A 15775-nucleotide genomic window follows, 5' to 3' on the forward strand; every position below is an offset into this window, starting at 1 on the left:
TGGAAATCTTTATTATCAATTCTGCCAGTAAATGGTTTGTTATTAGTAGATATGGGTTTCTATGGATTTGAGTGGTTTGATGCTTTAACTGATGCTGGTAAGTATGTTTTAACAAGACAAAAATCGAAAGTTGTTTATCGGACTGTGCGTGTATTATGGCGTACCTCTGATTACAAAGATGAGATTATTCAAATGGGACTGCATCATACTAACCCATGTCGCCATCCAATGCGACAAGTATCAGTGTTGTGGGGTAATACTTGGTATAACTATTTAACCAATGTGATTGACCCGGATCTACTTTCAGCACAGCAAATATGTGATTTATACAGACGACGTTGGCGTATTGAAGATGCTTTTTTACTTACAAAACGCTTGCTGGGTCTATCTTACCTCTGGGTTGGGGGAGCTAACGGGGTCAAAATGCAACTCTATGCAACTTGTATTTTTTACGCTGTACTCAACGATCTATGTGCCGATGTTGCTATCGCTCTACAGCAGCCTGTAGAACGTATTTCTATTGAGATGGTGTTCCGCAGTTTGTATTTCTTTAACCGTGCATGCTTGCAGAACCCACAGTTAGAACTTATACCTTGGCTTATCGAAAATCATCGCTCAATGGGACTTGTTAAAGCTGTTCGCAAACGGCATAGGGATAATGCCAAAAGGTCACTTGACATTTGGGAACCAGCCTTAACTTGACGCCAATGGCATCTTGGCTACCCCACAATATTGGGTAATTTAACGTGAGTTCGACTGGTCATATCATGTCCACCCAAAAGACCTCTCCCTGGTTTTACTAAGCAAAACCTGTCCCTCTCCGAGTCGGAGAGGGACAGACTTGAACTAAAGTTCAAGGCAGGGAGAGGTCTGTCGAACTCACGTTAATTTATTTGTGGGAAGTCCCTTGCACCTCAATTTTTTCTTAGTCTGCGGAGGGATAGGGATGCAGAGGTAAGCGCAGAGAATTCGTTACGACACCTGAGTATTCTTTCCTTCTCTCCAAGACGCTATGCGATCGCAAAACTACATAATTCGGTAAGATTGGGTAAAGCAATTTTTGCGCTTGTTAAACAAAGGCATCAGCAAACCCATGCAACTGAAACTCAGTGCATCTCGACTTCCCTTCGCCTCACTCCTGTTAATCGCCCCCTTTTTTCTATGGGGAACGGCAATGGTAGCCATGAAAGGAGTGATACCCCATACCACACCGCTATTCATGGCAGGAGTGCGTTTGATACCAGCAGGGGTGTTAATTCTGATTGCAGCAGCATTTATGGGTAAACCCCAGCCGAAAGGTTGGGCTGCATGGCTGTGGATTGCCTTATTTGCCCTAGTTGATGGGACGCTATTTCAAGGGTTTTTGGCAGAGGGATTAGTTAGAACCAGTGCAGGGTTAGGGTCTGTGATGATTGACTCACAACCCTTAGCTGTTGCATTGATGTCGTTGTGGTTATTCCAAGAACACATTGGTTTTTGGGGATGGCTGGGGCTAGGCTTGGGAGTCACAGGTATTAGTTTAATTGGTTTACCTGATGAGTGGATTTTACATTTTCTCGACTCAGGCGCAAATATTACAATAGGCAACTGGCAAGATTTGTTTGCTAGTGGTGAGTGGTTAATGCTGTTAGCAGCGCTATCAATGGCAGTGGGAACAGTGTTGATTCGGTTTGTGTGCCGATATGCTGACCCAGTAAGCGCTACAGGATGGCACATGATTCTGGGTGGATTGCCACTATGGGGGGTTTCATCAGTTGTCGAATCCCAGCAATGGGAGAATCTGGGAGGATCTGATTTAGCGGCTTTGAGTTATGCTACTGTATTTGGCAGTGCGATCGCCTACGGTTTATTTTTCTACTTTGCCTCTAGTGGCAGTCTCACTAGTCTTAGTTCCCTCACCTTCCTCACACCCGTCTTTGCGCTACTATTTGGCAATCTTTTTCTATCAGAAGTCCTTAGTCCGTTACAGTGGATAGGAGTATTTCTCACTTTAATCAGCATCTATCTAATTAACCAACGTGATGCTTTAGCAGGACAAAACAACACAATTACCGTCGGCGAAATAGCTAATATACAGCAACCAGTTTTAGAAAAATCTCTTAACAAATTGAACCCCATAAGTCTAGTAGTCAGAGAATCTGAACCAGAAACTTAGTGCTGAGTAAAGAAGTGAGATTCCCTACTCAGCACTCGGAACGGGCTAAACCTTAGCTATCCGCTAACGGAACTCGGAACTGTTTTGCCCAATGCCCAATAAAAAATAACAGTTAACATTTGGTCATCAAGAAGCTATTGTGGTATCGAAGACTTCAAAAGCACGTTTAGGCTGAAACTTGCAATATGAGGCTATGCCGTTCCTCAATTCTGATATTTACCTGTTTTTCTTGTGTGGGTTTTTACCCAAGTCGCTCAAGTATAGCCACACCTAACCTAGCACCTAAAATTTTAGAACTTGCACAAGCGAGTTCGATAGTTACTGCTAGTCCGGCTGTTTTGAGATATGGTAGCCGAAAATCAGATGTGCAGAGACTACAAACCCAATTAAAGCAGTTGGGATACTACAGTGGTGCAGTAGATGGACAGTACACTATCAGTACGGAAATCGCTGTAGCTAAATTCCAGAAAGCAAAGGGTTTAGAAGTAGATGGTCTTACAGGTTTGGAGACTAGTAAAAAACTGCAAGCTGCTTTGGCTACCAAAAATCAGATTATCACCTCTCCAATATTTGCCTCTCCTATTGCAACTATTCCAACTTCTAAACCAACTGCAAAACCCAAGCCAAGCGAGAGAGGCTTTGTCTGGTGGTTAATATTTGCCATCGGAGTTATGGGATGTATAGGCGCACTTTTTTACCTACTGAGATGGTTTCGTCAGGTCAAATATGGCAATTTAACCAAAGTTCAAAAGTACGAGATATCTAATACTAAAAGTTTAAGTGAAGCTAACAAAAAACAGATGACACCACCTTCACCAGAGACTATAAGTAACCCACAAATAACTACGCCACCACCTCCCCCACAATTGCTGCTACCAGAAAAAACTTCCCGTCTTGCTAAACTCAATATCGTTGACGAATTAATTCAAGACTTACGCAGTTCTGACCCCACGAAACGGCGTAAGGCTATTTGGGATTTGGGTCAGCAGGGAGATTCGCGGGCAATTCAACATCTAGTTGATCTGATGATTGATGCTGATTCTCAAGAAACCAGTTTAATTTTGGCAGCTTTGGCAGAAATTGGTACTCGCATACTCAAACCGATGAACCGTGCTTTAGCAATTTCAATCCAAGACGAAAGCCCGCAGGTGCGGCAAAATGCGATCCGTGACCTGACACGCGTTTATGACATGATGGGTCAAATGACTCAGATGTTGCGCCATGCGCTGGAAGACCCAGACCCAGATGTGCAAGCAACAGCACGATATGCTTTAACTCAGATGAATCGAATGCGTGGCTTACCAGAACAACAAAGTCTACCGGAAAATTCAGACAAAGATTCACCACAATAGAGTCACGTCGCTTTGCTCCGAATTCAAAATTCAAAATGACGCTTGTGACGCTCGATGACTCGCTAACGCTCTTATGACAGTGGAGTAAGTTTAAATCTGCTGTCAGCCTAAAAATATTTTAACTGGATTTGGATATTGGTATTCGGGCCTGCGACTAAAAATGCTGCTTCGCTAAATTTGGGCGCTCTGGTACGAATTTCTGGGTTGCTAGAAAATCCAAAGCCTTCGCTTGGTATACCCAAGATATTGCGATTAAGAATGCGGTCATTATTTTGATCGTGGAAGACAGCAACGGCGTAACTACCTGCTTTTAAGTTGTCAAAGGTAATTGTTAAGGGATTGTCAGTAATTTTGGTACACTGCTTTTGTAAGACGCGATCGCGATCGCTAGGAAATCCTTCACTGCTTGCAAAGATACTCGCACAGACTTGTCCTTCTTTATTCTTCAAGCCATCTATTTCCACAGTAAGTTTACCGTTAAAATTTGCCTTGGCACTAAATGACCATGCCAGATTTCCCAGAACTGCTAATAGTAGCAGACTAACTCTCAATCCTTTAAGCATAAAATTTTCACAGAATAAAATAAGTTTTTCTGAAATTAAGTTTTCACTTGTATGAAGAGCGCGCAGACTCATCCTGACATTATTCAGTCAATACTTGCAAGCATCTAGCCATATTTCATCTCTTGGCACATCTGTAAATATAAAATGAGTAATGAGTAATACCCATTACTTATTACTTATTACTCATTACTTCAAAATCAAGACAGACACAACGGGAAGAGGGGTTTTTACCTACCTTCAGATACAAGGACTGTTTCGCCCACAAGGGGCGAGGTTTTGAACCTTCACTTTTTCGATAAATATTCTTTGGAAATATTATTCAGAAAGTATTATATGTACTTTTTCAAACAGTCACGTTGCAACTATTGGAGACGCTGCGCGTAGCAAGATCCCCAAAGAGGTACGCTCTACTTGTGGGTCTGACCCCTGACTAATTCGCTAACAACATCATCAATTTAGGGGCTTGTATCATGAGTCGTTTTCGGTCACAGTCGATGAATGCGTTGGCGTAGCCCATCTTTTTGTTCCCAAAGAAAACAAAATTTTCTCAATCCCCAGCCCCAATCCCCTGTTGCATTTGTAGCTAGTCTGGGAATAATAAAGACTACTCATGCTGACACACACACCGCTAAACAAAAGCTGTTTAGCTTGATTTTAGAGATAAATTCGGGTATGAACCATCCTAGATTCTTAGATAACTCTGCGCCAAAACAAAACACGCAGCAGCAAAATTTCTGTCTGGCGTTTCTGCATCAGATAATCAATGGCATATCTGACCCAATTTTTGTCAAAGACCGTCAACATCGCTGGGTATTACTTAACGATACCTACTGTGATTTCGTCGGTTATAGCCGAGAAGAATTAATTGGTAAGTCAGACTATGATTTTTTGCCGCAAATGGAAGCTGATGTGTTTCGGGAAAGAGATGAACTGGTTTTCACCACAAATATTACTAATGAGAACCAGGATATTTTTACCGATCCTCAGGGTGTAACCCATCTCATCTCTACAAAAAAGTCTTGCTTTGAGGATGAGACTGGTAATAAATTTCTGGTGGGTAGTATTCGAGACATCATTTTGCAGAATGAAGTCTGTAAAATTCTCGGTGTGAGTGGCAGAGCTAGTGATATTACTGAACAAATACAAAATAGCGAGGCATTTCGGGAAACCCTCGAAGAACTCCAGATAGTTGAAGAAGAACTGCGCCAACAAAACGAAAAATTTGCGATCGCTCACGAAATGGCTGAATTAGAGCGGCAGCGTTACCAGGATTTGTTTGATCTGGCCCCAGATGCTTACTTGGTGACTGATGTCGCCGGCATCATCAAAGAGGCTAACTATGTAAGTGGAGCCTTACTGTCTGTGAGACAAAACTATCTCATCGGTAAACCATTCATCCTCTTTGTCGCTGAAGCAGACCACCAAATTGTCATGGCCAAATTGGCAAATTTGCAGCAGGTGCAGGATTGGGAAGTCCATCTAAAGTTACGAGTAGGTACAGTTTTCCCTGCTAGTATCAAGATGGTTGCTATGTATGATTCAGAGGGTCAGCAGGTCGGCTGGCGTTGGTTGCTTCGAGACATCAGCGAACAGCAAGCTATGTTGCGCTTACGCCAACAAGCAGAGAAAAACCTACACCGTACTAATGCTTTACTCCAAGCTCAACAAGAAGCTTCCATAGACGGAATTCTGATTATTGATGAAAATCGTACAGTTATATCATCCAATCAGAAATTCTCCCAGCTATGGCAAATTCCTGCCGCATTACTCCAAACACGCGATGCTCGTCAAATTTTGAGATGGGTGCTAGACCAACTAGTAAATCCAGACGAATTTCTCGCTAAAACAGAATATCTTTACCAGCATCCAGAAAAAAGCAGCCGTGATGAAATTTTCCTGAAGTCTGGAAAGATTTTTGAACGCTATTCTGCACCTGTGCATAAACAGCTAGGGGCTTGTGATGACACATCACCTTTAGGAGACTATTACGGTAGAATTTGGTACTACCGCGACATTACCGAATACAAGCAAGCAGAGGCAGAACTCAGGGCTTCACAGCAAAAACTAGCATTGCTGATTGAGCAAACACCTTTAGCCATTATTGAATGGAATACCAAATTTGAGGTTCAGACATGGAATCGGGCGGCAGAAAAAATCTTTGGATACACCACAGAGGAAATGCTGGGGAATTGTTTTGAGGTCATAATACCTGAAAATGCCAAAAAGCACGTAAATGAGATTATCACCGCCCTGCTAACACAACGCGGAGGAAGCTTTAGTATTAATGAAAACATCACTAAAGATGGCAAAGTAATAGTTGGTGAGTGGTATAACAATCCGTTAGTGGCTCCTGATGGGCAGGTGATTGGCGTTGCTTCAATGGTGTTAGATATCACAGAACGCAAACGCGCCGAAGAGGAACAACAAAAATTTGTCGCCTTGATTGAAAACAGCAGTGACTTTATTGGCATTTCTTCAATGGAAGGGCAAGTTACTTATGTGAACCCAACCGGACTCAAGATGTTGGGACTTAGTAACTTGGAAGTAGCCAAAACAAAGTCAGTGGTTGATTTTCATTCACCAGAAGCTTTTGCCGAGTTTCAGCAACAAATTATTCCTTTGATGTTGCAACATGGTTTCTGGCAAGGCGAGTTTCGCCATAGACATTTTCAAACAGGTATAGAAATTCCCACTGATTGCAGCCTGTTTATAGTTAAACATCCTGAAACAGGAGAGCCTTTCTGTCAGGTAGCTGTTGCTAGAGACATTACAGAACGCAAACAAGCCAAGGAAGCCCTCTTAAAGTCGGAAGCGCAACTCCGACAACAAGCCGAAGAACTTAAAGTTGCACTCCAGGAACTTCAACATACCCAGACTCACTTAATTCAAAGTGAAAAGATGTCCAGTTTGGGGCAACTAGTCGCAGGAGTGGCACATGAAATTAACAACCCGGTCAATTTTATCTATGGCAACCTCACGCCTGCCCAGGAATACACCCAAGATTTATTTTTGCTTTTAGAACTCTACCAAAGTCATTATCCTGAACCTGTACCAGAAATTGAGGATTTTGTAGAACTAATCGAATTGGAATTTTTGAAATCAGATTTGCCACAAATAATCAACTCAATGAAAGGTGGGGCCAACCGGATTCGAGAGATTGTGCTTTCCTTGCGAACTTTTTCGCGCTTGGATGAAGCCGAAATGAAAGTTGTTGATATTCATGAAGGAATCGACAGTACTCTGATGATTTTGCAAAGCCGCCTCCAGGGTAATGACCAACGCCCAACAATTAAAATCATCAAAGAGTATGGCAAATTACCCCTGGTTGAATGTTACGCTGGGCAGCTAAATCAAGTATTCATAAATATTTTGTCAAATGCGATCGATGCTTTAGAAGAGGGAGCGGGGAGTGGGGAAGAAGCAGGGGAGCAGGGCGCAGGGGGTAAGGGGGAGAATAAAAAATTACCTCTTTCCCCTCTGCTCCCTGCTAAGTGCCCCTCTGCCTCTTCTCAATGCCCAATTCCGACAATTTACATTTGTACCCAACTACAAGAGCCAAATCTGGTAACAATTAAGATTGCCGACAATGGATTAGGAATAACAGAAGATGTTCAGAAACAACTATTTAATCCTTTCTTTACCACCAAGCCCATCGGCAAAGGTACGGGAATGGGACTTGCCATCAGCTATCAGATTGTTACACAAAGACATGGCGGTTTCTTAGAATGTATTTCGCAGCCAGGACAAGGCGCTGAGTTTGTGATTAAGATTCCCTTGAGCCAGGATACTTAAAAAAGTAAAAAGTAAAAAGTAAAAAGTAAAAAGATAATTCCCATAAATAAATTTAACGTGAGTTCGACAGACCTCTCCCTGCCTTGAACTAAAGTTCAAGTCTGTCCCTCTCCGAGTCGGAGAGGGACGGTTTTGCGTAGTAAAACCTTCTTAGAGGTTTTTTGATTGAGCAAATTGTGTAGATACAGCGCTTCCCGCTATTATGCAATACAGTTTTTATCCTTGCCCCCTCCTAGCATAGCTTTTAGTTTTGAGGATGTACCTCATAGCTGCCGGAAGTGCTGTATTATATGAGCAATCGAATTCACGTTAAATTTAGAGGATTTAAGAAAGACGTATTAGGGAGACATCGACTTTTGGCGGATCGCCCTGCGCTAAGACCCACGCTACGCGAACAGACTAGAAGTCTGGGGCTATACAAACTAAACCCGCGCAGACGGGTTTCAGAGAGTCCGCGTAGGCGGACTTCGTTTGTGTAGCCGCGATTTCCAATCGCCCGGTGTTTCTTCCAAAAGTGGATGCTCCCACGTATTATTTCTCGCGCTGCACGTCTCGAAATAAATGTTTTTATTTCGTTCCATAAATAAATTTAGGGGCTTCTCTACGAGACGCTACGCAAACAAACCATTTTTCTTTTTTTTCTTTTGCCTTTTTACTTTTGCCTTGTTCGGTCAGCTAAATACCTCCACTGCTTCAGGAACTTTCATTTGGTCGAGAATTCCCCAAATTTCCTGTAACATCGGCTCTAATCCGGTGCGAGTAACCGCTGAAATTACAAAAACTGGGGCGTAGGAGAGATGATTTAGTTGGGTGGCTAACGCCTCCAAATCAACAGTTTCCCGATCGACTGCATCAATTTTATTCAGTGCCAAAATTTGCGGACGTTCTGCTAAACCCTGTCCATAAGCTTTTAATTCTTCCTTGATTGTGTTGTAATCTCTAACCACATCATCACTAGTGGCATCAATCAAGTGAAGTAGCACCTGTGTGCGCTCGATATGGCGCAAGAAATCATGCCCCAGCCCAGCCCCGTGAGCTGCTCCCGCAATTAATCCGGGAATGTCGGCGAAAACAGTACCATCGCCAGTAGGTTTCCGCACTACACCCAAATTCGGGATGAGGGTAGTGAAGGGGTAGTCTGCAATTTTTGGTCGTGCTGCTGATAAAGATGAAATTAGAGTGGATTTACCAGCATTGGGTAAGCCAATAATTCCCACTTCTGCCAAAAGTTTTAACTCTAGGCGCAGCTGCTTTATTTCCCCTGGTAATCCTGGAAGGGCGTATTCTGGGGCGCGGTTACGGTTACTCAAGAAATACTGATTTCCTAGTCCGCCTTTACCACCTTGGGCAATCAATAAAGTCTGCTGAGGTTCAATTAAATCCCCCAGCAATTCACCAGTTTCAGCATCATAAATGGTTGTACCGCAGGGAACTTCGATCATTAAATCCTTTCCTGCGGCTCCAGTGCAGTTCTTTGGCCCACCACGAGTACCTTTTTCTGCCTGAAAACGATGGTTATATCTGAAGTCCAGCAAGGTTTGTAGGTTTTCATCGGCAACGAAAAACACCGAACCACCTCGCCCCCCATTACCACCAGAGGGGCCACCAGTGGGCACGTACTTCTCTCGCCGGAAGGCGACAATACCATCGCCACCTTTGCCAGCTTCAACTTCAATTTTTGCTTGGTCGATAAATTGCATATTTTTAGAGTGCTGAGTTTTGAGTTTTGAGTTATAAATTATAAGTTTTTAATTAACTTTAACTCCTTACTCTTTACTTTTAACTCCTAACTCTCCAACTCAGCACTCAGCACTCAAATATATGCTGAAATATCTTCACCACATTTGTCTGCTAGATAAGAGAGGGCACGAAAACGTAAGCCTACCAGTTGCTCATACAAGGGGTTAATTTTACACATCGGTGGAATATGCACAATCTTGCGTCCAAATAAGGTGACATCCCGCTCAAAGGGACATTGGGAGGGAATCATTTTACACAAAAAGCGGGCTACTCTTGGGTCTTGGATATCTAACCCATCCAGCCAGTCACGGAGGGGGTGTAGTGCATTTATTTGACGCTTTGTAAGTCCAGTGCTGGGGATAGTGGAGGTGATTCGCTCTGGGTGTTCTAGGGTGTGGCGAAGGGCTTCCAGAAAATTCTCTGGTTGTTCTAAGGCTTGGCAGAACTGTTGCAGAACCTCATCTTCGCTGGGAGAATAAGTACCATCTGCGATCGCTACCATCACTGCTGTCCTTAAAAAATTTTCCGCTGCTGGCGTACCTTTACCCAACACTGCGGCTAATTCCTCTGGCGTAATTACCTCTAGTGAGTCCCATTTTATCCCAAGAGCTAATTCATCTTTAGTGATGCTGGCAATTAATTCCTGTTCTTGATCGTCAAAATTACCATCTGCCCAAGCAATGGTTAGCAGTCCACGCAACCAAGCGGCAATCTGTTCGCTGCTGTAGGGGGATTGAACGGTACTTGTCATAAACTCACGTCTCAAGCTTTCCTCAGTCACTACTAAGCTACCCTAACCAGTGACTATGAAGGTAGTGGGAGGAGTAGGGAAAATTCACAATTGAAAAATAAATAAGATTCAAGACTGAAATTTGCGTAACACAGTGATGGAAGTTTGTCAGGATACAAACCTGCTTGTTATTTCCTCCTGTATCGCAATCCTATCTGATTTTCACAAATGATTTAGGATTACTATTATTAGGTTAACTCTAAACAATTAAGGTATACATAATGTTTTTCTTTGGCATTGAGCATGAAGTCGCTTTCTTAAATAAAGAAGGAAAATTTGCTGATTTTTCTCACACAAAATTTGCTGATTTCAATCAAATTATTGAAAGGCTACCTACATACCCCAGCGACTATCCTCAATTACGTGTCGGGGATGCGGGGATTAAGATGAAGAGATGGTATATTGAGGGATTTGAAAGATTTGCAGATTCCGATGAGGTGATAGACTGTCATGTTAAAGGTATTGAAATTAGAACAACTATCCATTCTCATATTCAAGGCGCTATTAACGAATTATCAGAAAGTTTTAACTTACTACGTGAGGTTGCTACTGATTTTGGGTTATTACCAGTTTTGGTTAGTTTCAATCCCTACAATCCAGCCTTTGAGCCTCAACCCCCATTAAACAATTATGAAATCAAACAGCTAGAAGCTTATCCTGACGAACAAACTGCTAATATTCACATGGTATCTTATGGGCCAGACTTAAATATTTCAGTGGCAGATTTGTCTATAGAAAGAGTGATTGATATTGGTAGAAAATTAACTTATTACAGCCCATATATTGTTCCTTTTAGTTATAGTTCTCCTTTTTATCAGGGAGGTTTATGGAATGGTTTATCAGTACGAACATTTATCAGAACTGGAAAAAGACCAGCAACTTTAGTTTTTGTTCCGAAACAGGAACAACTGATTAAGAGCATACCTTCTTTGACAAAAATCGCCCGCATTCCGGCTGAAGTAGGACGTATTGAATTTAAGGCTTGTGATAGTTGTGATGATTTTTTAATCTATGCGGCTTTGCTGACATTATTGAAAGGCTTGGTTTTAGATGAAACTTTGCTGGGTAGAGCAACTGTACCTGATGCTGCACTACATCAACTTTCTGCAAAAGAAGGTTTTGACAACGAGGATATTTTCGTAAATGCGACAAAAATCTTACAAGCAGCCGAAGTCGCTTTGGGAGATGATTCAGATGTTCATTATTTAACACCACTAAAAGTGCTGCTGGCAAAGCGAAAAACAAGATCCCATGAATTAATAGAAATGTTCCATCGCGTAAGTTCAATAGAAGAGGTAATAAGGCAGACTTATCAAGTTTAAAGGAAAATATTTTGTGTATAAATTAATACTTCAAAAGAAGTGTCTCAGGTGCATAATCCTTAAAGCAATACGCTTGGGTTAAGAATTTGTAGTACTGATTTGAGACTTTTAGAGACGCAAAGCTTCGCTTCATCAAGCTAACGCGTCTCTAGCAGGGATTTTGGGTTTAACTGAACCGGATTAATCCAAAAAGTTCTTTGATTGGATAAAGTTGAGCGAACTGAACATCAATAGCAGAGCCATGAAAGATTAAGTCGATATACCTAGAGATTGATTTTATTATAACTAAAGATGTAGTAAACTTCATTCTAGAGATTGATGCAGACATTCGCATTCTCAAAGTAAAAGTATAAGCATGGAACCTGAAAGGAAGAGCTTAAATTTGAACTTCAGGTTCATTTTTCAAGAACTTCTAGATTGAAGCGCGGCTGACAATTTTTATGATTGCTCAAATTGCTAAATAAGGGTATGTGCTTCGCTCTTTCGGTGAAAGTTCTGCGTTGTTAAAGCTGTTAACGAGGATTTCAAATGAAGACTATTGCTTCTGTTTTATCTATTTTCCGTCCAGTACGTTTTCTAGTCGTAGCTTTTACTTGTGCCCTAATATTATTCTCTAATGCTTTTCCTGCTTTTGCAATCGATAGCTACCAAAGCAAGCCTACCGAAGGTACTACACAACTACTTGATATTCAGCGCAAAACTGACGAAGCTGCGAAAGAACCACCAGCGGGACTGGAAAAGGTTCAAAAGGAGTCTAACAAAGGACTCAATGAGGTTCAGGGAGATGCTGATATTGACCAGCAAAAGAATCCTGGAAATTCGCAGAGCGCAAACTCAGTAGAAGAAAATGTAAAGAATTTGTTGGATAAAGTTACAGGTAAGAAATAGAGTTAATACCTTGGTAATTTATCGGTAATAATGGGTGATTGCGTAAAAGCGATCGCCCATTATGATTTGTTAAACACTTAGGGAAAATAGGCTAGTACAAAAAGGCAAAAGTAAAAAGGCAAAAGTAAAAAGAAAGAATGCATATTTTGTAAGCTTTCTGGCTATTTTAAATGGGTGGTTTATTTACGCCGTGTTGCACTAGATACTTTGCGGAGTTTTGCTTATAACTGTCTTAATTGACTACTATAGGACTAATATTTGATTTCTAAAAAAGCTCGGTACAACAACTCGAAAAGCCTAATTCCCTACTCCCCGACTACGTAGATAATTTCAAAAATCAAATAGGATTCCTATATATCAATAAGCTGTTACGTATACAACTTACATTATCAGGGCGCTCATTTTACCCACCCTACAATCATATTGAAAAAATATTAGTGCAAATTAAAGACGCAACAGCTGATCATGATTATTTTTTTACCAAAAATAAATAAATCTATGTTAATTGTTAAAACTCCTATTATCTGAATAGTACTACTACAACACGGCGTAAATAAGCTACCAATTCAAAATCAATGAAATGCTTACGCTGTAATATTTTTGAATTTTGAATTTTGAATTTTGCCTTGCGCTACTACCTATTAAGACATAGGTATAACTATGTAATGTGATAATTAATTTAAACTCATAATGCTTCCTTTGGTTGATGTGGATTAGGTAGAAAATTTGGGAAGTTAATAAATAAGTTTGCTTAGGGATGAAAAATAATGCGCGCGATAAACATTGGTTTGACTGAAGAACAGCGTGAAGGTGTAATTAATCTGTTAAATCAAGATTTAGCAGATGCTTATTTATTGCTAGTGAAAACCAAAAAGTACCACTGGGATGTCGTCGGCCCTCAGTTCCGCTCTTTGCACCAGCTTTGGGAAGAACACTACCAAAAGTTGACTCTAAATATTGATGCCTTGGCAGAGCGGATTCGTGCTTTGGGCGGTTATCCAGTTGGCACTTTAGAGGGATTTCTCAAGCTTGCTACCCTGAAGGAACATGCTGGTAATGTTCCCACAGCTACGGGCATGGTAGCTAATCTAGTGGATGACCACGAGCAGGTTATTCGTAACTTGAGAGATCATGTAGATCAGTCTGGTGAGAAGTTTCACGATCAAGGAACTGCTGACTTTTTAACTGGACTGCTGGAACAGCATGAGGAGATTGCTTGGATGCTGCGTTCATTTATTGAAGGGGAAGCATTAGATCCAGATGGTAGAAAGCCAGCATCAAAGTCTAAGACTCCTGTAGGTGTATAGCTTTTAACTGAGGAATGTCTGACTGTGAAATTAGTTGAGGGAGGATTGATTTTTCCCTCAACGAAAATCGGCGGGAATCCTATCCCAACAAGAGAGGTGTCCAGGATAGCCGCCCGCCGATTTATTTATTAGGTTCAGACAAGAGACGCGATGAATCGCCGTCTCTACAAGAATCAGTCTTTCGTATTGGCGGCAATTCATCGCATCTTTGTGATTTATAGTTTTCATTAAAAAACCTTAGCCAAAGCGTATTTGAGCTACATCTACCCATTCATCATATTCATTCAAAAAACAACATAATACAAGGATTATTTATATGCCAGAAGTATATAAAGCAGAACGTACAATATCTGCTGTATTCAAAGATCAGAAGCAAATTGATGATGTGATTCGGCGTTTACTAGATAGGGGTGTGCCTAGAGATCATATTTCGGTTATGGGCAGAAATTTCCAGTCGGAAACGAGAATTGCTGGCTTTATTAGTAAAAAAGATGTGATTCTGGGAGGTTTGAGAACAGGAGCAGTTTTTGGTTCCTTGTTTGGTTCCTTTCTCAGCTTGCTTACGGGTGTAGGCGTATTGTTTATTCCCTTTGTCGGCCCAATTGTGGCAGCGGGGCCTATTGGTGCAGTGCTGTTGGGGGCTGCCAGTGGTGCGATCGCAGGTAGTGCAGGTGCCGGTCTAGTATCGGTTCTAACTACTTTGGGAATGCCAGAAGATAAAGCGGCTATCTACCAAACTCGCTTACAAGCTGGTGAATTTTTCGTGATGGCAGAAGTTCCGAGCGATCGCTCTGGCGAATTTCAATTGCTGCTCGAAAGTGCTGGTGGCGAAGAAATTCACACAATTGAAAAAACTCTGGCTCGTTCTTATTCTGGACAATGCAACAGTCCAGAAGACTTATCTCCTGAAGTTCGCGCCCATCTTTCTGCCGAAGCTCAAAGGACATTCATTGAGCGCTATAACGTTGTACTCAATGAGAAAAGTGACGAGTTTACAGCCGAACAAGCTGCTTGGGAAACTATTCACCAGCAATATGATGAAGATGAAAATGGTGTCTGGTCAAAAGCTAAAGTCAAAGCTTAAGCTACTGTGCGTCATTGAAGAAGAATGCAGAATCCAGAATTCAGAATTCAGAATCAAGACGCTCTCTACGAGACGCTGCGCGTAGCTTGCTTCTCTGTAAGAGTACGCGGACTCGCTAATGCTGCGCTATCAGTCGGGGCTAGATATCTTTGCAGGTTGTTGGTAATTTATAACCACACGCTATTATGGCAATTTATAACTACCAACACGCAGATTTAACTGCCCTTGGCGCGGGTTCTGGCTAAATATAAATGCGCCTTCTTCACTTTCCCCACTCGATAAAAAGTCGATCTGAATGCTACACCGATAACGAAAGGCACACTTTCAAAGATGATTTTACCTAAAGATTCCCTTAAGGAAGTTTCTGGTGTCAATTCTCGTAATAGTAACAGCACAAATGTAGAGCAAGCGATTCCGATCGCGATCGCTTCAACGGTATCCATTGCAGCTTGATGAGCTATCCAGCTATATCTGCGTTTCCGAAAGCCTTCTATCTGATTGAGCAAGTAAACCACAATAAACATCAATGCGATCGCAATCATCATCAGTTGTGGTTTGGCCCGCGATCCAATCCACCAGACTTCCATTGTGTACAACAAGGGTATGCCAAATAAAAAACCTCCACAAGCACCTCTGATGATGTCATTAATCTCACTCCTCCATACATTTTTTTGACGTTTTTTTGGCACTCCTTTACTTTCCTTTTATTTTAAATTTGCTTTACGCTACATCGATACATAACTGGTTAAGAACAGCATAAAAAATCCAAGTGGCAAAAATCT

12 protein-coding genes and 2 pseudogenes are annotated in these 15775 nt (G+C 41.6%); 8 read left to right on the forward strand and 6 right to left on the reverse strand.

Annotated elements, in window-relative coordinates; genetic code table 11:
* The 3 genes from V7L07_RS26440 to V7L07_RS26450 all read left to right on the forward strand — a co-directional run.
* Positions 1-702 (forward strand): transposase (locus V7L07_RS26440; RefSeq protein ID WP_335061852.1); only part of this gene is annotated, 702 nt, incomplete at its 5' end.
* A 391-nt stretch (positions 703-1093) separates the two neighbouring features.
* Entirely contained in the window at positions 1094-2155 is a 1062-nt protein-coding gene (locus tag V7L07_RS26445) for a DMT family transporter (protein WP_335061853.1), read from the forward strand.
* 185 nt (positions 2156-2340) lie between these two features.
* Positions 2341-3507, forward strand: a complete 1167-nt coding sequence (locus V7L07_RS26450; RefSeq protein WP_442936088.1) for a peptidoglycan-binding protein — start codon at positions 2341-2343, stop codon at positions 3505-3507.
* Positions 3508-3614: 107 nt separating this feature from the next.
* On the opposite strand, the gene V7L07_RS26455 is transcribed toward V7L07_RS26450, so the two are convergent.
* Complete coding sequence (locus V7L07_RS26455; protein WP_335061857.1) at positions 3615-4070, reverse strand: DUF2141 domain-containing protein; 456 nt, start codon at positions 4068-4070, stop codon at positions 3615-3617.
* Positions 4071-4742: 672 nt separating this feature from the next.
* Here V7L07_RS26455 and V7L07_RS26460 point away from each other — a divergent pair.
* Entirely contained in the window at positions 4743-7862 is a 3120-nt protein-coding gene (locus tag V7L07_RS26460; protein ID WP_335061858.1) for a PAS domain S-box protein, read from the forward strand.
* Positions 7863-8533: 671 nt separating this feature from the next.
* Here the strand turns inward: V7L07_RS26460 and obgE are convergent.
* Together obgE and V7L07_RS26470 are read right to left on the reverse strand one after the other, a co-directional pair.
* Positions 8534-9562 (reverse strand): GTPase ObgE, encoded by a 1029-nt coding sequence (gene obgE, locus V7L07_RS26465; RefSeq protein WP_334697803.1) that lies wholly within the window; start codon positions 9560-9562, stop codon positions 8534-8536.
* Positions 9563-9675: 113 nt separating this feature from the next.
* On the reverse strand, positions 9676-10353 hold the full coding sequence (locus tag V7L07_RS26470; protein WP_335061860.1) for a Mo-dependent nitrogenase C-terminal domain-containing protein: 678 nt from the start codon (positions 10351-10353) through the stop codon (positions 9676-9678).
* 260 nt (positions 10354-10613) lie between these two features.
* Here V7L07_RS26470 and V7L07_RS26475 point away from each other — a divergent pair, with 260 nt between their 5' ends.
* The 3 genes from V7L07_RS26475 (at position 10614) to V7L07_RS26485 (ending at position 13909) form a co-directional block, all read left to right on the forward strand.
* Positions 10614-11714: a glutamate--cysteine ligase gene (locus V7L07_RS26475; RefSeq protein WP_335061861.1), complete on the forward strand. Its 1101-nt coding sequence runs from the start codon at positions 10614-10616 to the stop codon at positions 11712-11714.
* A gap of 528 nt (positions 11715-12242) precedes the next feature.
* Entirely contained in the window at positions 12243-12602 is a 360-nt protein-coding gene (locus V7L07_RS26480) for a hypothetical protein (protein WP_335061863.1), read from the forward strand.
* Between the two features lie 767 nt (positions 12603-13369).
* A complete protein-coding gene (locus V7L07_RS26485) occupies positions 13370-13909 on the forward strand; it encodes a Dps family protein (protein WP_335061864.1) in 540 nt (179 codons plus the stop codon).
* Between the two features lie 57 nt (positions 13910-13966).
* On the opposite strand, the gene V7L07_RS26490 is transcribed toward V7L07_RS26485, so the two are convergent.
* Positions 13967-14137, reverse strand: a complete 171-nt coding sequence (locus tag V7L07_RS26490; RefSeq protein WP_335061865.1) for a hypothetical protein — start codon at positions 14135-14137, stop codon at positions 13967-13969.
* 88 nt (positions 14138-14225) lie between these two features.
* On the opposite strand from V7L07_RS26490, the gene V7L07_RS26495 reads away from it, so the two are divergent.
* Entirely contained in the window at positions 14226-14993 is a 768-nt protein-coding gene (locus tag V7L07_RS26495) for a ChaB family protein (protein WP_335061868.1), read from the forward strand.
* Between the two features lie 183 nt (positions 14994-15176).
* On the opposite strand, the pseudogene V7L07_RS26500 reads toward V7L07_RS26495, so the two are convergent.
* A pseudogene (locus tag V7L07_RS26500) lies at positions 15177-15287 on the reverse strand (TIGR02588 family protein); the annotation flags it as partial.
* Positions 15275-15682, reverse strand: a pseudogene (locus tag V7L07_RS26505) (DUF2391 family protein); the annotation flags it as partial. The pseudogenes V7L07_RS26505 and V7L07_RS26500, both read right to left, overlap by 13 nt.
* Positions 15683-15775 lie beyond the last annotated feature (93 nt).

Source organism: Nostoc sp. (assembly GCF_036916985.1).
In the GTDB taxonomy this organism is placed as follows: Bacteria; Cyanobacteriota; Cyanobacteriia; order Cyanobacteriales; family Nostocaceae; genus Nostoc.

Excerpts from the sequence above, each read along its gene's own strand:
- V7L07_RS26445 (WP_335061853.1), top strand. The coding sequence starts at position 1,094 with ATGCAACTGAAACTCAGTGCATCTCGACTTCCCTTCGCCTCACTCCTG.
- V7L07_RS26490 (WP_335061865.1), bottom strand. The coding sequence starts at position 14,137 with ATGAAAACTATAAATCACAAAGATGCGATGAATTGCCGCCAATACGAA.
- V7L07_RS26485 (WP_335061864.1), top strand. The coding sequence starts at position 13,370 with ATGCGCGCGATAAACATTGGTTTGACTGAAGAACAGCGTGAAGGTGTA.
- V7L07_RS26450 (WP_442936088.1), top strand. The coding sequence starts at position 2,341 with ATGAGGCTATGCCGTTCCTCAATTCTGATATTTACCTGTTTTTCTTGT.
- V7L07_RS26475 (WP_335061861.1), top strand. The coding sequence starts at position 10,614 with ATGTTTTTCTTTGGCATTGAGCATGAAGTCGCTTTCTTAAATAAAGAA.
- V7L07_RS26455 (WP_335061857.1), bottom strand. The coding sequence starts at position 4,070 with ATGCTTAAAGGATTGAGAGTTAGTCTGCTACTATTAGCAGTTCTGGGA.
- V7L07_RS26480 (WP_335061863.1), top strand. The coding sequence starts at position 12,243 with ATGAAGACTATTGCTTCTGTTTTATCTATTTTCCGTCCAGTACGTTTT.
- V7L07_RS26470 (WP_335061860.1), bottom strand. The coding sequence starts at position 10,353 with ATGACAAGTACCGTTCAATCCCCCTACAGCAGCGAACAGATTGCCGCT.
- V7L07_RS26460 (WP_335061858.1), top strand. The coding sequence starts at position 4,743 with ATGAACCATCCTAGATTCTTAGATAACTCTGCGCCAAAACAAAACACG.
- obgE (WP_334697803.1), bottom strand. The coding sequence starts at position 9,562 with ATGCAATTTATCGACCAAGCAAAAATTGAAGTTGAAGCTGGCAAAGGT.
- V7L07_RS26495 (WP_335061868.1), top strand. The coding sequence starts at position 14,226 with ATGCCAGAAGTATATAAAGCAGAACGTACAATATCTGCTGTATTCAAA.